Annotated in this window: 17 protein-coding genes and 1 riboswitch; of the genes, 7 read left to right on the forward strand and 10 right to left on the reverse strand. The window is 45.9% G+C overall.

Going from position 1 to position 17730, the window contains the following annotated elements; genetic code table 11:
* Nucleotides 1-391 precede the first annotated feature (391 nt).
* Both ACO0KZ_RS19970 and ACO0KZ_RS19975 read right to left on the reverse strand, forming a co-directional pair.
* Nucleotides 392-1168, reverse strand: a complete 777-nt coding sequence (locus ACO0KZ_RS19970; RefSeq protein ID WP_422998492.1) for an enoyl-CoA hydratase — start codon at nt 1166-1168, stop codon at nt 392-394.
* Between the two features lie 27 nt (nt 1169-1195).
* A complete protein-coding gene (locus ACO0KZ_RS19975; protein WP_422998494.1) occupies nt 1196-2434 on the reverse strand; it encodes a murein transglycosylase A in 1239 nt (412 codons plus the stop codon).
* A gap of 12 nt (nt 2435-2446) precedes the next feature.
* Between ACO0KZ_RS19975 and ACO0KZ_RS19980 the strand changes: the two genes are divergently transcribed.
* Nucleotides 2447-2578 (forward strand): hypothetical protein, encoded by a 132-nt coding sequence (locus ACO0KZ_RS19980; protein WP_422998496.1) that lies wholly within the window; start codon nt 2447-2449, stop codon nt 2576-2578.
* A 23-nt stretch (nt 2579-2601) separates the two neighbouring features.
* On the opposite strand, the gene apaG is transcribed toward ACO0KZ_RS19980, so the two are convergent.
* Nucleotides 2602-2976, reverse strand: a complete 375-nt coding sequence (gene apaG / locus ACO0KZ_RS19985; RefSeq protein ID WP_422998498.1) for a Co2+/Mg2+ efflux protein ApaG — start codon at nt 2974-2976, stop codon at nt 2602-2604.
* Between the two features lie 208 nt (nt 2977-3184).
* Between apaG and rpe the strand changes: the two genes are divergently transcribed.
* The 6 genes from rpe to trpC all read left to right on the forward strand — a co-directional run bounded on the left by rpe (nt 3185) and on the right by trpC (nt 9422).
* Entirely contained in the window at nt 3185-3853 is a 669-nt protein-coding gene (rpe, locus tag ACO0KZ_RS19990) for a ribulose-phosphate 3-epimerase (RefSeq protein ID WP_422998500.1), read from the forward strand.
* A gap of 331 nt (nt 3854-4184) precedes the next feature.
* Nucleotides 4185-4892 (forward strand): phosphoglycolate phosphatase, encoded by a 708-nt coding sequence (locus tag ACO0KZ_RS19995; protein ID WP_422998502.1) that lies wholly within the window; start codon nt 4185-4187, stop codon nt 4890-4892.
* 317 nt (nt 4893-5209) lie between these two features.
* Entirely contained in the window at nt 5210-6706 is a 1497-nt protein-coding gene (gene trpE, locus ACO0KZ_RS20000) for an anthranilate synthase component I (protein WP_422998504.1), read from the forward strand.
* A 182-nt stretch (nt 6707-6888) separates the two neighbouring features.
* Complete coding sequence (locus ACO0KZ_RS20005) at nt 6889-7455, forward strand: anthranilate synthase component II (RefSeq protein ID WP_186942218.1); 567 nt, start codon at nt 6889-6891, stop codon at nt 7453-7455.
* A gap of 1 nt (nt 7456) precedes the next feature.
* Nucleotides 7457-8488: an anthranilate phosphoribosyltransferase gene (gene trpD / locus ACO0KZ_RS20010; RefSeq protein ID WP_315486848.1), complete on the forward strand. Its 1032-nt coding sequence runs from the start codon at nt 7457-7459 to the stop codon at nt 8486-8488.
* 133 nt (nt 8489-8621) lie between these two features.
* On the forward strand, nt 8622-9422 hold the full coding sequence (gene trpC / locus ACO0KZ_RS20015; protein ID WP_422998507.1) for an indole-3-glycerol phosphate synthase TrpC: 801 nt from the start codon (nt 8622-8624) through the stop codon (nt 9420-9422).
* Between the two features lie 248 nt (nt 9423-9670).
* Here trpC and ACO0KZ_RS20020 read toward each other — a convergent pair whose 3' ends face one another.
* The 7 genes from ACO0KZ_RS20020 to ACO0KZ_RS20050 all read right to left on the reverse strand — a co-directional run bounded on the left by ACO0KZ_RS20020 (nt 9671) and on the right by ACO0KZ_RS20050 (nt 17677).
* On the reverse strand, nt 9671-11020 hold the full coding sequence (locus tag ACO0KZ_RS20020; RefSeq protein ID WP_422998509.1) for a hypothetical protein: 1350 nt from the start codon (nt 11018-11020) through the stop codon (nt 9671-9673).
* A 98-nt stretch (nt 11021-11118) separates the two neighbouring features.
* Nucleotides 11119-11949: a methylenetetrahydrofolate reductase [NAD(P)H] gene (gene metF, locus ACO0KZ_RS20025; RefSeq protein ID WP_422998511.1), complete on the reverse strand. Its 831-nt coding sequence runs from the start codon at nt 11947-11949 to the stop codon at nt 11119-11121.
* Complete coding sequence (locus ACO0KZ_RS20030) at nt 11936-12289, reverse strand: phage holin family protein (RefSeq protein WP_422998513.1); 354 nt, start codon at nt 12287-12289, stop codon at nt 11936-11938. Before ACO0KZ_RS20030 ends, metF begins: the two co-directional genes overlap by 14 nt.
* A 153-nt stretch (nt 12290-12442) precedes the next feature.
* Nucleotides 12443-13849, reverse strand: coding sequence for an adenosylhomocysteinase (gene ahcY / locus ACO0KZ_RS20035; RefSeq protein WP_422998515.1), 1407 nt, complete (start codon nt 13847-13849; stop codon nt 12443-12445).
* A gap of 39 nt (nt 13850-13888) precedes the next feature.
* Nucleotides 13889-14022: riboswitch (S-adenosyl-L-homocysteine riboswitch) on the reverse strand.
* Between the two features lie 86 nt (nt 14023-14108).
* Nucleotides 14109-14651: an adenine phosphoribosyltransferase gene (locus ACO0KZ_RS20040; protein ID WP_422998517.1), complete on the reverse strand. Its 543-nt coding sequence runs from the start codon at nt 14649-14651 to the stop codon at nt 14109-14111.
* Between the two features lie 66 nt (nt 14652-14717).
* Complete coding sequence (locus ACO0KZ_RS20045) at nt 14718-16700, reverse strand: monovalent cation:proton antiporter-2 (CPA2) family protein (RefSeq protein WP_422998519.1); 1983 nt, start codon at nt 16698-16700, stop codon at nt 14718-14720.
* Nucleotides 16701-16867: 167 nt separating this feature from the next.
* On the reverse strand, nt 16868-17677 hold the full coding sequence (locus tag ACO0KZ_RS20050) for a BPSS1780 family membrane protein (protein ID WP_422998521.1): 810 nt from the start codon (nt 17675-17677) through the stop codon (nt 16868-16870).
* Nucleotides 17678-17730: the final 53 nt, after the last annotated feature.

The raw sequence follows: 17730 nt of genomic DNA on the forward strand, positions 1-17730 counted from the left end.
CAAACTCACCCGGAGGATTTTGTTTTTGCTACGAAGCGTTGTGTTCGTCAGCAGCAGAGAAACGAGATTATGCAGCACTTCTTTATTTCCGTCAACCCCCTGTTTTAAACACCGTTTAAATTTTAGTCTCTTCAACTTCAATTCAAACATCAGGAACTTAACGACCAGCTACTTGCATTTCTCTTATTTCAGCCCAGCATTTCTGCGGGAGGCGAACTATAGCAAGCACCGCTCCTCTTTGGCAAGTATTATTTGGATAAACTGAATAAATCATATAAATCCTCAACTTGAGCTGTTAGCCAAAGTGCAAAACCATCGCTACAAAAGAAAAGCGCTCCGCAAGCGGAGCACTTTATAGAACAAGGCTTAATAGCTATTACACAGCAGGTGCTTACTTATTGCGAAAATTAGCTGGGCGTTTTTCCAAAAATGCCTTCATGCCTTCGCGCTGATCATGTGTACCGAAACTTGCATGAAATAAACGGCGCTCATAATGAACACCCTCTGTTAAGCCAGATTCAAATGAACGGTTCACCGCATCTTTAATCATCATCACTACAGGCAAAGACATAGAGGCTATCGTCGTCGCAGCAGCTAAAGTTTCTTCCATCAATTTATCTAGAGGCACAACACGCGAGACCAAGCCCGCACGCTCCGCTTCGCTCGCATCCATCAAGCGTGCAGTCAAACACAAGTCCATCGCCTTAGATTTAGAAATGGCACGAGGTAAGCGCTGAGTGCCGCCACAACCAGGCAGTGTTGCTAATTTAATTTCGGGCTGTCCAAATTTCGCATTATCAGCCGCAATAATAAAATCACACATCATCGTCAACTCGCAACCACCGCCGAGAGCATAACCAGCCACTGCTGCAATCACTGGTTTGCGCACGCGTAAAATATGCTCCCAGTTCTTAGTAACATAATTCCCGTTGTACGCATCCATATAGTTATAGTCGACCATCGCAGCAATATCAGCACCCGCCGCGAAGGCTTTTTCACTACCAGTAATTACCATGCAGCCAATGTTCTCATCTTGATCGAAGGCGAATAGCGCATGGCCTAACTCGTCCATCAACTGATCATTTAAGGCGTTCAATGCTTTTGGGCGATTTAAGGTAATCACGCCAACTTTATCCTTAGTCTCTACAAGTATGTTCTGATATTCCATATTACTTACTCCAATAAATAAATGTGTTTAATTATTCTTGACTTCAAAAGTCTTAGGCAGCAACAACCACATTGCCCCACGCTGCTTCATACGTCCAGCCAGCTCGCCCGGCTCACGACCAAAACCCCAGAAGAAATCAGCGCGCACCGCACCGCGAATCGCGCCACCGGTATCTTGCGCCATCATCAATCTCTGCAGTGGGATACTGCTAAGCGGCATTGTAGTCGACAAAAATACGGGTGCACCTAGTGGTAATTGCGTAGGATCAACCGCAATTGATCTTTGTGGCACCAATGGCACACCCAATGCACCTTTTGGACCAATGCTAGGATCCAGCAATTTTTCCTCTTTAAAAAACACCACACTAGGATTGGCGTTTAATAATTCATCCTGACGCGAAGGATTCTTGGCAATCCAGCCTTTAATGCCCTGCGCTGAAGCTTGATCCAAGGTTAGCTCTCCCTTATCGACCAAATAGCGACCGATGGACTTATACGGATGTCCGTTTTGATCTGCATAGGCCACGCGTACAGTTTCGCCAGTTTCATTCAATTGCACACGGCCAGAACCCTGTATCTGCAAGAAAAAAGCATCGACAGGATCATCGACCCAAACCAATTCTTTCCCTGCGAGGAAAGGCAAAATTTCAGCACGTGAAGAGTAAGGGATAACTTTATTGCCGACTAGTCGCCCACGCAAACGCATATTCTTTAAATCGGGATAGACACTACCTAAATCGATCGTCAGCAAATCATTCGGTACCGCATACAAAGCAGTCTGAAACACGCCGCCTTTGGTACGGGAGCCCTTCAACAGTGGCTCGTAATAGCCAGTGACCATGCCTTCGGTTGCACCGTCAAGATGCTGCACTTGATAAGGAGCGAAGTTCATTTCAAAGAATCCGCGAATGGAAGCGACATCTTTCGCATCTACATTTTTAAGTTTACTGCAGACTTCCTTCCATTCTGCTTTATTCTTCAGCGCAAAACAGGAGTTAGCAAAAGCCGGCCACGCCTCACGTAAATCATCATTACCCCAACCAGGCATTTCACTGAAAGAACTTAATTTGTATGCCTGAGTGTAATTCGTAATTGGTGCTAACTTAGGCGGGACTGCTGGAGGTACCGTCGGCGGTATAGTCGATATCACAGGCGGTGTTACTGGCTTTGTTTCCGTTGGCAGCTGTTTCGGTGGCGTCGTACAAGCCACCAAAGTCAAAATCAGCGATGCTGCTAAAATGCGTTTTTGTTCGAACAAAGAATTCATAAAGGATTAATTATGTGGTTATTAGCAGTTGAAGCTTTAGGCGCTTTCGGTTTATTTGCTTTTATCGTTTGGTGGACGATGTTTTCAGGAAAAAAACCGTCGAATAAAAACACGAAAAACAGTAGCGAAACAGATAAAAACTAAAGCAAACCCAAGAAGCCTCAGGTTTAATGCAAAGTGCGCGGCAAAGATAAAACAAATTCAGGAATCAGAGCATCGAATTTATGTCCATCTTCCGCGACACAGAAATAAATCCCCTGCATCGTCCCATGCGGTGTTTCCAAAGAACTGCCGCTGGTATACTCAAAAGCTTCACCCGGTTTAAGTAGAGGTTGATGCCCCACCACACCTAAGCCCTGTACCTCATGCACTTTATTATTCGCGTCAGTAATGATCCAGTGACGCGAAATCAACTGCGCCGGAATATCACCGGTATTCTTAATCGTAATCGTGTAAGCAAATACAAAATGCGCTTTATCTGGATTCGACTGCTCTTCCAGATACTGTGCCACAACAGACACTTTAAATTCATACTTAGTCATAAAACCTCGCCCCAATCAATGGCAAATACGAAAAACAGGCAAATCACTCGCCGAATGCGTGTTTATCTACATTCAGAAAGCGCTTAAAACGTGCATCTTACAAGAGCACAGCATTCTTCGCAGGAGTAAAATAGCGGATTCAAGACATTTCGTCTGTCAAACCTATCATTTTGCGTACTTATTTTGCACACTTAGCCGAGATTTCAATATGACAACTTACCGCATCGCCCCTAGCATTCTCTCTGCTGACTTCGCTCGTCTAGGCGAAGAAGTTCGAAACGTCGTTGCCGCAGGTGCGGACATGATTCACTTTGATGTCATGGATAACCACTATGTGCCAAATTTGACCATAGGCCCTTTGGTCTGCGAAGCGATTCGTCCGCATGTGCAAGTCCCGATTGATGTACATCTCATGGTGAAACCCGTTGATCGTATCATTCCTGACTTTGCCAAAGCGGGTGCGAATATCATCAGCTTTCATCCAGAAGGCTCCGAGCACATCGATCGAAGCCTGCAATTGATTCGCGATCACGGTTGCAAGGCAGGATTGGTGTTTAATCCAGCAACGCCTTTACATGTCTTGGAACACGTGATGGATAAGCTAGACCTGATTCTTTTAATGTCAGTCAATCCTGGCTTTGGTGGACAGTCTTTCATTCCCCATACTCTGAAAAAAATCGCTGCTGTACGCAAATTAATTGATGAAACTGGCCGTGACATTATGTTGCAAGTGGATGGCGGTGTGAAAGTGGACAATATTCGTGAGATCGCCGCGGCGGGTGCGGATACTTTTGTGGCTGGATCTGCGATTTTTGGTAAGCCTGATTATAAGGCGGTGATTAATGCTATGCGGGGTGAGTTGGCTTTGGTGGGTTAATTCAAATCAGCAATTAAGAAAACAATCACCGGGGAGCTAAAATGGAAGAAGAAAGAATAAGCACTCGCAGCAAGATCATACTCATTTTATTGTTTCTCGCAATTAGTTTTACCTATATTGGGGCGAGTTTGTACGCAGGGTCACCTGAGACATTTGAAAGTTGTATAAAGAAATGCGCTAAAGTTGGAAAAAATATGAATGCAGAAAAAGACACGACTGACGCATGGAAAAGCAAGATAGGCAGCAGTTACAAAATGTCCTGTAAGTGCATTTAAAACAGAGCTCGTTCAATCATTAAAAAGTCCCCAAAATAAGTAGTGCAATTCGCGACATGCCTAAATTTCAAAACATCCAAGCCGCCATCATCGATCTAGATGGCACCATGCTAGATACCGCACCTGATTTTTTAGTCGCCATCAATCGCATGCGTGCAGAATTTTCACTTCGGCCTTTAGACATCGTCACCATCACCAATTTCGTCGGCAAAGGCTCAGAAAATCTCATCCATCGTGTGCTATCAACCGATTTCGCACCAGATCAAGTTGAACAGCATTTTGAACAAGCGATGGCGAGCTATCAAAAGCACTATCTGGCGATCAATGGCGATTACAGCACTTTATATCCCGATGTCGTCGAAGGCCTGCAAGCACTCAAAGCACAAGGATTGCGTCTGGCTTGTGTAACGAATAAACCCATCGCTTTCACCACGCCGTTACTGGCTAAAAAAGGCCTGGGCGACTTTTTTGAGATCGTGTACGGCGGAGATTCTTTGGCCCGCAAAAAACCTGATCCTTTACCGCTGTTACAAGTTTGCTTCGATTTTCACTTGGCGCCGACACAGGTCGTCGCGATTGGCGATTCGTCGAATGACGCCAAAGCAGCGCGCGCAGCGGGCTGTCCAGTGCTGACGGTGCCGTATGGCTACAATCACGGCGAGGCTGTACAAACTATTGAAAGTGATGGTATAGTCGAAACCTTATTGGCTGCTGCTCATTTTCTAGTCAGTAAAAAAACATTAACCAATTCATCAAGCTTCTAACAAAATTAGAATGTTCCTCGATAAGAAACGTCCATCAACTACTCCAGGCACTTTTGAGGCCTGGCTATGGCGACGCTGGCAATCTACCTGACCAGTGTGGGCGCTTTCGTCTGTGTGTCTGAGTTTTATCCAAACCCTGATTCGCGCCAACGACGTTTTTTCATCTCTCGTCATCTTTGACAAGATTCTGTAAGTTTTCGCTGTACCGTTTCGACCTTTTGATTTCACATTTTTGAGCTAGCCTCGTCTGCATTCCTGACGTCTGGCGCTGATTGAATGTGGTCTCTTCGGTCAAACACATTTAACGCACATACATCATGACTGAACTCGAATTTAAATCCTTGGCCGCACAAGGCTTCAATCGTATTCCGATGATCGCTGAAGCTTTTGCCGATCTGGAAACGCCACTCACGCTCTACCTGAAACTGGCGCAAGCTACCAATGGCGGCAAAAACAGCTTTCTGTTGGAATCTGTCAAAGGCGGTGAACGCTTTGGTCGTTATTCCTTTATCGGTTTACCAGCATCCACCGTAGTTCGCTCCACTGGCTTTCACACCGAAGTCATCAAGAACGCACAAGTCATAGAAACACATGAAGGCAATCCTTTAGATTTCATCGCTGAATATCAATCACGTTTCCGCGTGGCCTTGCGTCCAGGTTTACCACGCTTCTGCGGTGGTCTCGCTGGTTACTTTGGCTACGATGCCGTGCGTTATGTGGAAAAGCGTTTAGAAAAAACAGCACCAAAAGATGATCTCTGTTTGCCAGACATTCAACTCCTGCTCACCGAAGAACTTGCCGTGATCGATAATGTCTCCGGCAAATTGTATTTGATCGTTTATGCCGATCCAACACAGCCGGAAGCTTGGAGCAAAGCGCGTCAACGCTTGAAAGATTTGCGTGCGATGTTGCGCCGTAGTGTTGATGTACCTATCACCTCAGCATCAGTGCGTACCGAAGCGATACGCGACTTCGCTAAAGAAGATTATTTGAAAGCGGTGCTGAAAGCCAAGGAATACATTATGGCGGGCGATTTGATGCAAGTGCAGATCGGTCAGCGCATCAAGAAACCTTATGTCGATTCACCGCTGTCTTTATATCGTGCACTGCGTTCGATCAATCCTTCGCCGTACATGTACTTCTACAATTTCGGTGACATGCACATCATTGGTGCTTCACCGGAAATTTTAGTGCGCAACGAGCAGCTTAGCGATGGCAATAAAAAAGTTACGATCCGTCCATTAGCTGGAACACGACCACGTGGCGTAACGCCAGAACGTGACGAAGAGCTTGCGGTTGAGTTATTGGCAGATCCAAAAGAGATCGCCGAACACGTGATGTTGATCGACTTAGCGCGCAACGATATCGGCCGCATTGCGCAAACCGGCAGTGTCAAACTGACCGAAAAAATGGTGATTGAAAAGTACTCCCACGTGCAACACATCGTGTCCAATGTTGAAGGTTTATTGCAGCCGAATATGTCCAACCTAGATGTACTCAAAGCCACCTTCCCTGCTGGCACTTTATCTGGTGCTCCGAAAGTTCGCGCAATGGAATTGATAGACGAACTCGAACCAGTCAAGCGCGGCATTTACGGTGGTGCCTGCGGCTATTTGTCATTTGGCGGCGAGATGGATTTGGCGATTGCAATCCGTACTGGCGTGTTGAAAGACGGCATGTTGTACGTGCAAGCCGCAGCGGGTGTAGTTGCCGACTCTATACCTGAAATGGAATGGCAAGAAACCGAGAATAAAGCACGTGCGATGCTGCGTGCTGCCGAGCAAGTACAAGATGGTTTAGACGGAGAAATTTAACTTATGACGCATAAATCCAATAAGCGGGCGCAGCTCTTTGTTGCACATGCTCGCAATATAGACATATTGCTGCGCTGTGCGCCTCGATCTGCATCCCGCTGATTGAATTTCTCTCGCCACAAGTACCGTATTCGATTTTTATAAATGAATTCAAGTTTCTCTTTATTGAGAGGTTTAAAAAAATGCTACTAATGATAGACAACTACGATTCCTTCACTTACAACCTCGTGCAATATTTTGCTGAGTTGGGTGAGGAAGTTCGCACGTATCGTAATGATGAAATTACGCTGGAAGAAATCGAGGCGATGAAGCCTGATCGCATTTGCATTTCCCCTGGTCCTTGCACACCTTTGGAAGCGGGAATTTCTGTGCCTGTGCTCAAGCGCTTTGCTGGTGAAATTCCTATTCTTGGGGTTTGTCTCGGACATCAAAGTATCGCCGAAGCTTTTGGCGGCAAAGTCATTCGCGCTAAAGAAGTGATGCATGGGAAGACCTCGCCGATTGCGCACACTGGCGTTGGCGTGTTCAGCGATTTGCCTAGTCCTTACACAATCACTCGCTATCACTCGCTGGCCATTGAGCGTTCAAGTCTGCCAGATTGTTTAGAGGTCACTGCTTGGACGGAAGATGGCGAGATCATGGGAGTACGTCATAAAACTTTTGATTTGCAAGGGGTGCAATTTCATCCTGAATCAATTTTATCGGAACACGGTCACGCATTATTAAAGAATTTTTTATTGGGGAAGTAAGATGACGATCTCACAGCAAGAAGCTCTAACCCGCCTCATTGAACATCGCGAAATTTTCCACGATGAGATGTTGTCGCTGTTCCGCAAAATCATGGGTGGAGAAATGTCGCCGATCATGATTGCGGCGCTCACTATGGGCTTACGCGTAAAGAAGGAAAGCATAGGCGAAATCACCGCAGCGGCACAAGTCATGCGCGAATTTTCGACCAAAGTGCCGATGGCAAACACCAAGAATTTAATTGATATCGTTGGCACTGGTGGTGATGGCGCACATACCTTTAATATTTCGACCGCATCGATGTTCGTTACAGCTGCGGCTGGAGCACGCGTCGCTAAGCATGGTGGTCGCAGTGTTTCATCGTCGTCAGGTAGCGCCGACGTACTCGAATCGCTGGGCGTAAACATCAACTTACAACCTGAACAAATCGCGCAATCAATCGCGCAAACTAATATCGGTTTCATGTTCGCACCAAATCATCACGCGGCGATGAAACATGCTGCACCAGTACGACGTGAATTAGGTGTGCGTACGATTTTCAACATCCTTGGTCCGCTGACGAATCCTGCTGGTGCACCAAATATTTTGATGGGCGTGTTTCATCCTGATCTGGTCGGCATTCAAGTGCGCGTCTTGCAACGCTTAGGTGCGCAACACGCGATTGTGGTGTGGGGTCGCGACAATATGGATGAAGTCTCACTCGGTGCACCAACCATGGTCGGTGAATTAGTCAATGGTGAAATCCGCGAATACGATATTCATCCTGAAGACTTTGGTTTGCAAATGGTCTCGAATCGCAGCTTGAGAGTGTCAGGCGCAGAGGAGTCCAAAGCACGTATTCTCGATGTATTGAATAATGTGCCCGGACCAGCGACCGATATCGTCAGCTTGAATGCAGGTGCTGCTTTGTATGGCGCAGGCATTGCTGATTCGATAGCCGATGGGGTAAAGAAAGCGCAAGCGGCTATCGCCTCTGGTGCAGCGTTGACAAAGTTAAATCAGCTGGTCGAAGTCACACAACAGTTGGGAAAGTAAATAATTCAAATGTAGGGAGGGTTATAACCCGCCGCCCGCACGAATAAAACTACTACGAAACGGCGGGTTACAACCCGCCCTACGTTTGAAAGAATTAAAAAGCCTCTCAAACAAATTAGATTCAGGAAATCCGATGTCAGACATACTCAACAAAATTCTCGAAGTCAAAGTAGAAGAAGTCGCGCGCGATAAAAAAGTGCAGAGCTACACCAGCTTGCGCGCTGACGTAGAAAGCAACAAAGAAGCACAACAAACATTGCGCGGATTCGAAGCGAGCCTGCGCAACAAAATCGCCATAGGCGATGCAGCGGTGATTGCTGAAATCAAAAAAGCGTCACCCTCCAAAGGTGTGATCCGCGAAAATTTTCTGCCCGCAGAGATCGCCGCTAGTTACGCTCAACATGGCGCAGCTTGCTTGTCGGTGTTGACCGACGAAGTGTTTTTTCAAGGCGCACCCATTTATTTGCAACAAGCACGCGCTGCATGTACTTTGCCAGTTTTGCGCAAAGACTTCATGATCGATCCCTATCAGGTGTATCAAGCCAGAAGTTGGGGGGCAGATTGTATTTTACTGATCGTTGCGGCACTCGATCATGGATTAATGGCGGAACTCGAAGCCTGCGCCCACGAACTGGGCATGGGGGTTTTGGTTGAAGTGCATAACGGTGAGGAACTCGATGCTGCATTAAAGCTTAAGACCAATCTGCTTGGCATCAATAACCGCAATCTGCGGACTTTCGATGTCACACTAGATACGACATTGGGCTTGCTGCCACGGATTCACGATGGGAAGCTCGTCATCACAGAATCAGGTATTATGAATAAGGCTGATGTACAACGTATGCGTGATGCGAATGTGCATGGATTTTTGGTGGGGGAAGCTTTTATGCGCGCTGAAGAACCGGGTGTAGAACTAGAAAATCTGTTTTTCTGACTTTCACTTACAAAGCTCAATTAGTTTTAAATGTGATGCCGCGCCTAGAAAAACCACGACTAACGTCGTGGTTTTTTTCTTACGCGGCTTCATTTTTTATTCACACTAGTTCAAACTAAGTTAGGCGAAGTATTTTTCCAAATCACTCTAATTATTACCACTCGATTGGAAGAATAAATTAACTTCCGGTGCAAACGCTGCATTTCGAATCAAGCGAATCACGATTAACAAACAAAACATGAATTAACTTAATTCTTACTAGCTTGCGCCGCCTTTTGTGCTTCGCGTGATATGTGTACTAATTCAGCGCGCGACAATGGATATTGATCAAGTTCAAGCCGATACTGCTTATATTCGCCCTCGCTCATCATTTTTATTCCTTGATTAAATTGATTTAAATGTTCACGGCAAGCTAGCAACATACCCTCTTGTGACTTTAATTGGAGTTCAGTTTTCTTGGCCCGATCTCGCAACATCGCGTTTATTGCTAAAATTTCTTCTTGCATGACTTGGGTCGTGGTTTTATCCCAACCAAGATTTTCACCCATTTTTCTGGCGATTCCGAAATCAATTATGGATCCATCTTGACGCAGTAATTGCTGCGTTATTTCCTCACACATCTGACGTCGATTGCCGTCGTCGAGGAGGTTTCCCTTACATGCATTTATAATTAGTGAATAATGTGGCAATGGTGACTTAATCAATACCTGCCAAGCCAAATTTTGCATTCGTGCTTGCGCCAGCGTATCTTCTTTTGGCATAAACTGCTCAGATAGATAGGAAGAAACATCAATATACGCATCAAATCGTTTTGCCTTCGACAGTTTATAGAGCGCATTAGCAATCATGCTTTGATTTTCTGCAGCACCAGCTCGACTTAGCTCCTGAAAAACGTGCATCCATGTAGTACCGTTTTCAGGATCACGACTCGCCCACTGCGTAGCATTAATCTGGGTACAAAAACCTCTTTGAGCGGCTAACGGCTTGCAAGCGTTATAAGCCATCGCATACAATTTTGGATCAGATGAATACACCGCCATCTTGGCAATTGCATCAATCTGCGTTTTTGCTGCGCTCTCTACCGCCATCGACAATTGTGCTTCACAGTCCTCGTTGTTCTCACAATTTGGATGTAAGTCTAAGAACCGATCACGTGCCTTGCTTTCTTGTATCTCCGCCTGCAACGCCAATGCACTCCCTTTTTGCCTAGGATCACCCGTTTGCAATATCTGCATAAGTGCTTGTTCAATGGCAGGATCAGCCTGTCGCAAATACCGTTCCAGTATTGGTTCCATGTCTTTCGCGAGTCGACCATGATCAGATGTCTTAACGATGTCGCTGCAAATATCTGGTTCGTCGTGACTTCGCGTTTTTGTAGATGAGGCATCAGTAAATTTCTGCGCGGGCGACGCACTTGTGACAGACTTAGACTTGGAATTCGAATCAGAATTTAAACGGGCAAACCACACATAGGTATCGTCAACAGCGCTAGTCGATGCATCGCGATGTTGGGTATCGCTGCCCCACCACAAACTCAACATCAAGAAAAGCAATACGAACAAGAACCAAAGTTTTTTATAGCGCTTAGGTGATTTCATACTAAGAAAATTCCGATTTAGCCAAACAAAAATGCCACGGTAAATCGACTTTTACTGTGGCATCTAGCTTACACTGTTTTGCTTATTCTATTAACTAACTAGTTCACCAATCTCGTCCAAATAGCTGTTGTCGCCGCAGCCTGATTCAAAGAATAGAAATGCAAACCCGGAGCACCACCAGCTAACAAGCGTTCACACATCTGAGTGACTACATCTAAACCAAAAGCTTTAATCGAAGCACTATCGTCACCATAACTAGCCAACTTCAAACGAACCCAGCGTGGAATCTCTGCACCGCACATTTCCGAGAAACGCATGAGCTGACTGCTGTTCGTAATTGGCATGATGCCTGCAACGATAGGCACATTCACACCGGCTTTTTGGGCATTTTCTACAAATTGAAAATAAGCATCTGCATTGTAGAAATATTGGGTAATCGCAGCGTTCGCTCCTGCTTGTACTTTCCGCACAAAATTCTGCAAATCATCTTGTGGTGATTTAGCTTGCGGATGCATCTCTGGATAGGCTGCCACCTCGATATGGAACCAGTCACCCGTTTCTGCACGAATAAATTCGACTAATTCATTGGCGTATCGGAACTCACCGCCCATGCCATAACCGCTTGGCAAATCGCCACGCAATGCTACTAGACGATGGATGTCGTGATCTTTATAGGTTTGCAAAATCTGACGAATCGAATCGCGGGTACCACCAACGCAAGACAGATGGGGCGCTGCGTCAAAACCTTCTTTGCGAATTTCAACTACGGTGTCCAGCGTACCTTGCTGCGTGGTACCACCTGCACCAAAGGTTACCGAAAAATACTTAGGATTTAACTCCGCCAGTTTTGTGCGCGTGACCCGTAATTTCTCGGTTCCTTCTTCCGTCTTCGGCGGAAAGAATTCAATACTAAAATTATGTGGTTTCATTTTTTGTTAGGAGTAACGTGGAGAGTGTCCATGAGATCACGCTGTACAACAAGGCACCGAAAACCGCAGACCAAAAACCCTCGACATGAAAGCCATCAAACATACTGGCCACTGCCCAAAACATCAGTCCATTAATCACAAAAATAAACAAACCCAGACTTAAGACGGTCACAGGCAAAGTGAGGATTAACAAGATGGGACGGATTACGGTATTCACAAACCCGAGGACCACAGCTACTAACAATGCGGTCGTGAAACTATCTATCGTGATCGAGCTGAGTAAATATGGTAGCGCGAGTAGCGCTAATGCATTGATTAACCAAGTAGCGAGTAAGCGCATGGAATCTCCAAAATTTTCACAAATTTGAAAAGCTAAGATCGACAGAAATTCAATTACTGGGATGCAGACCGCGAAGTAAAACACAGCAATATTGCGATATTGCGAATATTCACGACAACGATATGCGCCCAGCAATCGGATTTATGGCGCGTCTTAGTAGCGGTAATGCTCTGGTTTATACGGGCCTTCTTTTTTCACGCCGATATAGTTCGCTTGCTCTTCCGTCAAAACGCTCAGTTGCGCGTTGAGTTTTTTCAATTGCAAACGTGCGACTTTTTCGTCGAGATGTTTCGGCAAAGTATAGACGCCGACTGGATATTGAGCGGTATTGCAGAACAATTCGATTTGCGCAATGGTTTGATTGGCGAACGATGAGCTCATGACGTAGGAAGGATGACCAGTACCACAACCCAGATTCACCAGACGTCCTTCAGCCAACAAAATGATACGACGACCGCTTGGGAAAATCACGTGATCGACTTGTGGCTTGATGTTGTCCCACTTGTATTGCTTGAGCGCGGCAACGTCGATTTCATTATCGAAGTGACCGATATTACAAACAATCGCTTGATCCTTCATCTTCAACATGTGCTCATGTGAGATTACATGGTAGTTACCCGTCGTCGTCACGAAGATATCGCCGTGTTCACAAGCGTAGTCCATCGTTACAACGCGATAGCCTTCCATCGCTGCTTGCAATGCGCAAATTGGATCGATTTCTGTGACCCAAACTTGTGCCGACAAAGCACGCATCGCTTGTGCAGAACCTTTACCTACATCACCGTAACCAGCGATAACGGCGACTTTACCTGCGATCATGACGTCGGTTGCGCGCTTGATACCATCGACTAAAGATTCGCGGCAGCCATACAAGTTATCGAACTTGGATTTCGTGACAGAATCATTGACGTTGATTGCGGGGAAAGCGAGCTTGCCTTCTTTATGCATTTGATACAAACGATGTACGCCTGTCGTGGTTTCTTCTGTTACGCCTTTGATTGCCGCTAAGCGTTTGGAGTACCAAGTTGCATCAATTGCCAAATGCTTTTTGATGGAATTGAACAGGCAAGTTTCTTCTTCTGAACCTGGGTTGTTCAACACGGAGATATCGGATTCAGCACGTGTGCCAAGGTGCAGCAACAAGGTTGCATCGCCGCCGTCATCCAAAATCATGTTGGAGTAACCACCATCGGTCCAATCGAAAATGCGATGCGTGAATTCCCAATATTCATCGAGGTTTTCACCTTTGAATGCGAACACCGGAGTACCGCCAGCAGCGATTGCGGCAGCAGCGTGGTCTTGTGTTGAATAGATGTTGCAGGATGCCCAACGAACTTGTGCACCAAGTGCGTTCAATGTTTCGATAAGCACCGCTGTCTGGATCGTCATGTGCAATGAGCCAGTGATGCGTGCGCCTTTCAAAGGTTGACTGGCAGCGAATTCTTCACGAATTGCCATCAAGCCGGGCATTTCTGTTTCCGCGATTTGAATTTCTTTGCGACCCCAGTCGGCCAAACTTAAATCAGCAACGTGGAAATCTTGAGTGGATTGAGATGTCATGATGGTGGCGTTCTCACGCCCTCCTTTCTAGTGAAAAAAGTAACGTGAGCGCAGTTGCTGTGAGTATGATTTTTAGGGTTTCCTAGCTATCCACTCGTCTAATCCAAGCCTGGCAGTGTGCTTCATTATGAAAGTATGAAGGCAAAAAAACTGTCGCAGCGCTCCTTGGAGACTTCGGAGTATAACTCAATTCCCGTAGGCTTGTTAGGCGCCAAAAAAATATTTGCTTAAATTTTAGGCAAAATAAATTACTAAAATCTCAGTGTCCTGCAAAATCACAGACTCTAAAAACGGGCAATCCACTCGCTTCTATCAATTTTGATCCACCTAGTTCCGGCAAATCCACGATCACCGCCCCCTCAACTACAATTGCACCTAGCCGCTCTAAAAGCTTCTTACCGGCCATCATAGTGCCACCTGTTGCGATCAAATCATCTATCAATAACACCCGATCGCCACTGCTGCATGCATCGGTATGTAACTCAACCGTTGCACTACCGTACTCTAGTTCGTATTGTTCTGAGACCGTGGTGAAAGGCAATTTACCTTTTTTGCGAATCGGGACAAAACCTAAGTTCAATTCATAGGCAACGACCGAACCGAGAATAAAACCACGAGCATCTAAACCAGCGATCAAATCTAGCTTCGCATTCGCATAGCGTGCTAAAAAAATATCGATCAAGACACGAAACACTTTAGGATCTTGCAACGAGGGCGTGATGTCGCGAAACTGCACGCCCGGCTGCGGCCAATCGGGAACGGTGCGTATATGTTCTTTGATGTAAGTATTCGCATTAATCATGGCGGCACTCTTTCTGATATTTTTTATTTTGCTTGTTCTTAATTTTGCGTTCTTCGTTTCTGCTTCTTACTTTAACAGTCGCTGTTCAGCGCGAGCAACGCCTTCGGCAGTACCTCGCAAAACCACCACGTCTGTGGCTTGTAGAAGTAAATCGGCAGTCGGTTCCAAACGATTCTTGCCTCGCCGTATTGTCGTCACATCGACTTCAAATTCATTCAAGTTGAGCTCAGCAATGGTTTTACCTAGCGCCTTCAATCTATCCGTAAGTACGACGGTATGCAATCGTATTTGCATGTTCTCAGTATCGTCCGCAGCGTCGCTTGCACCACGGAAGAATCCACGCAGCGATTCGTAGCGCGCATACCGCGCTGCCTGCACAGTATGCACTACGCGGCGCAAAGGCACACCAAGCAATACCATGGCATGCGAAGCTAACATTAGACTGCCTTCCATAGAATCAGGCACCACTTCGGTCGCCCCAGCGGCACGTAGTTTTTCTAAATCTGTATCGTCATGACTACGCACCACGACTGGCAAACTAGGATTTAACTCATGCACCAAATGAAGAATTTTTAAAGCTGATGGCGTATTGGTATAAGTAACCACCAATGCTGCTGCGCGATTAATACCCGCAGCCGTCAGACTCTCTCGCCGCGCGGCGTCACCATAGGAAACATTGGCACCTGCGGTCTGCGCTTCGCTAATACGATCAGGGTCTAAGTCGAGTGCGTGGTAATCAATTTTTTCTTCAGTTAACAAATGCGCCAGACTCTGTCCGCTACGTCCAAATCCAGCAATGATCACATGTTTTTTAGTGGTCATCGTTCTGGCGGCAATCTGCGTCAATGCGAGCGATTGCATCATCCATTCACTCGAAGACAATTTCAGTACTATCCAATCGGATTTCGCCAAAATGAATGGCGAAATCAACATAGACAAAACCATTGATGCTAGGATTAGTTGCAGTAATAAGGGATCAATCAAATTTAAACCGCCGGCCTGATTTAAAAGTACAAAGCCGAACTCACCCGCCTGCGCTAAACCTAAACCCGTACGCAAAGCTACACTGGTTGGGCATTTAAACAAACGTGCCAAAGCGAAGATTAAACCGAATTTGAGTAAGACCGGGCCGATCAAGAGTATCAAGATGAGCCAACCGTACTCCACAATCAGCCCCAGATTCAAAAGCATGCCGACGGTGATAAAAAAAAGTCCTAATAAAACATCACGAAAAGATTTAATATCTTCTTCAACCTGATGTTTGTATTCCGTCTCTGAAATCAGCATGCCTGCGACGAAAGCGCCTAGCGCTAGGGACAAGCCTGCTTTCTCCGTTAACCACGCCGCGCCTAGCGTGAACAACAACAGGTTCAACATAAACAATTCTTGCGAGCGGCGTCGCACTACGATAGCAAACCACTCACGCACAACTTTTTGACCGACAAAGAACAAAAGAAAAAGTACCACTATCGCTTTACCTCCCGCCACGGCCAAACTCATAGGCAGGTTTTCAGAATTGGAAGCCAACGCTGGAACCAAAATTAATAAGGGAACGACGGCCAAATCCTGGAACAACAGCACGCTAATAATTTGACGTCCATGCGGGCTTTCCAACTCCAATCTTTCTGTAAGCATTTTTGAAACGATTGCCGTTGAAGACATGGATAAGGCGCCACCAATGGCAAATGCGGCTTCCCAAGTCATATCAAAATATTGCGGCAAAATGATAGCTGCGCCCATACAAAGCGCCATCGCCAGAACAATCGTAAAAATAACCTGCGCCATACCCAATCCGAATACAGCGCGACGCATAGAAACAAGTTTGGCCAATGAAAACTCAAGGCCGATAGAGAACATCAAAAACACGACACCAAATTCAGCAAGCAAATGGGTAGTGGAGCTATCCTGCGCCCATCCCATCGCATGCGGCCCAATCACAATGCCGACAGCCAGATAACCTAACATGGGTGGCAAATTCAACATGCGCAAAGCGACCACGCCAAGTACAGCGCTGCTGAGCAAAAGTAAAGTGGTATCGAGAGCATTCATGTGTACTATTATTACTGATTATGCGTGCTCATAGGAATGGAGAATTCAAGTAAGTTTAGAAAAATGACAGCGAGACCACATTTGACGTAGGTGGCACTCAAAAATGAAAGCGAAAAAAAACGCAGAGTGTCACCACTCTGCGTTCAATCAAGCAAATTTCAGGAAAATTATTTCAAGAAAATATCGCGGTAAGCCGCATACATCGCACCAATCAAAACAGGACCAAGTACCAACCAACCCAGTCCCAAAGGAATCGTAGCAATAATCGCAAATACGATGTACAACACAAAAAACACTAAAAACGCGACCCAGTTTTTTAAGCTGGCTTTCAGACTCGTCATCAAGGCGTCAATTGGCGCAATATTGTGAAATACCACTAGAGCAGGTGCGAACCAGATCGCCATCGCCATCGGAATTGAAATAATCATTGCGACTACAACAAAGCCTAATACCGCAGTTATACCCAAGCCCATCATGGCACCTGCACCGCCTGTTAAAGCGCCGGTTGCCATTGCACCACCAAATAACAAAGCGGCGAAGATACCAGCAACCACAGTAATTAATACAATAGCGATCATCCAAAACAAACCTAATAATGCCAACGGACCAAACTTATCTTTAAATCCAGCAAATAAGAAATCAAACGTTACTATTCGACCTTCTTTTTGCGCTTGGCACGCGAGCATTAAGCCGCCAAAAAACACTGGCATTAATACATTCGATGCCAAACTACCCAGAACAGGTACAAATGCCAACACCATCATAATCAAAAACAGTACCACCAGCATGCCGATCCAGACACCAGCATTGGCTTTAAATTGATCGAAGCCATAGCCATACCATGCTGTCGCCCGTCCCGCATCAATCGAATTCCCTTCCTGAACAAATTGAGCGCCATCGGAGGCGGCTTGGGACTCTATGACTTGTGACGCTGGATCAGAGGAACTACCGTTCGGATCTACTGAATAGGGATTCATAGTATGACTTTCACAAAATAAACAAATAAAAAATACGCAAAAATGAATACGAA

It is taken from the genome of Undibacterium sp. Di24W, from assembly GCF_049340325.1.
Classification (GTDB): domain Bacteria; phylum Pseudomonadota; class Gammaproteobacteria; order Burkholderiales; family Burkholderiaceae_D; genus Undibacterium.

What these genes read in the sequence shown, in the direction of transcription:
- ACO0KZ_RS19970 (WP_422998492.1), bottom strand. Translation starts at nt 1,168, where the DNA reads ATGGAATATCAGAACATACTTGTAGAGACTAAGGATAAAGTTGGCGTG.
- ACO0KZ_RS19975 (WP_422998494.1), bottom strand. Translation starts at nt 2,434, where the DNA reads ATGAATTCTTTGTTCGAACAAAAACGCATTTTAGCAGCATCGCTGATT.
- ACO0KZ_RS19980 (WP_422998496.1), top strand. Translation starts at nt 2,447, where the DNA reads ATGTGGTTATTAGCAGTTGAAGCTTTAGGCGCTTTCGGTTTATTTGCT.
- apaG (WP_422998498.1), bottom strand. Translation starts at nt 2,976, where the DNA reads ATGACTAAGTATGAATTTAAAGTGTCTGTTGTGGCACAGTATCTGGAA.
- rpe (WP_422998500.1), top strand. Translation starts at nt 3,185, where the DNA reads ATGACAACTTACCGCATCGCCCCTAGCATTCTCTCTGCTGACTTCGCT.
- ACO0KZ_RS19995 (WP_422998502.1), top strand. Translation starts at nt 4,185, where the DNA reads ATGCCTAAATTTCAAAACATCCAAGCCGCCATCATCGATCTAGATGGC.
- trpE (WP_422998504.1), top strand. Translation starts at nt 5,210, where the DNA reads ATGACTGAACTCGAATTTAAATCCTTGGCCGCACAAGGCTTCAATCGT.
- ACO0KZ_RS20005 (WP_186942218.1), top strand. Translation starts at nt 6,889, where the DNA reads ATGCTACTAATGATAGACAACTACGATTCCTTCACTTACAACCTCGTG.
- trpD (WP_315486848.1), top strand. Translation starts at nt 7,457, where the DNA reads ATGACGATCTCACAGCAAGAAGCTCTAACCCGCCTCATTGAACATCGC.
- trpC (WP_422998507.1), top strand. Translation starts at nt 8,622, where the DNA reads ATGTCAGACATACTCAACAAAATTCTCGAAGTCAAAGTAGAAGAAGTC.
- ACO0KZ_RS20020 (WP_422998509.1), bottom strand. Translation starts at nt 11,020, where the DNA reads ATGAAATCACCTAAGCGCTATAAAAAACTTTGGTTCTTGTTCGTATTG.
- metF (WP_422998511.1), bottom strand. Translation starts at nt 11,949, where the DNA reads ATGAAACCACATAATTTTAGTATTGAATTCTTTCCGCCGAAGACGGAA.
- ACO0KZ_RS20030 (WP_422998513.1), bottom strand. Translation starts at nt 12,289, where the DNA reads ATGCGCTTACTCGCTACTTGGTTAATCAATGCATTAGCGCTACTCGCG.
- ahcY (WP_422998515.1), bottom strand. Translation starts at nt 13,849, where the DNA reads ATGACATCTCAATCCACTCAAGATTTCCACGTTGCTGATTTAAGTTTG.
- ACO0KZ_RS20040 (WP_422998517.1), bottom strand. Translation starts at nt 14,651, where the DNA reads ATGATTAATGCGAATACTTACATCAAAGAACATATACGCACCGTTCCC.
- ACO0KZ_RS20045 (WP_422998519.1), bottom strand. Translation starts at nt 16,700, where the DNA reads ATGAATGCTCTCGATACCACTTTACTTTTGCTCAGCAGCGCTGTACTT.
- ACO0KZ_RS20050 (WP_422998521.1), bottom strand. Translation starts at nt 17,677, where the DNA reads ATGAATCCCTATTCAGTAGATCCGAACGGTAGTTCCTCTGATCCAGCG.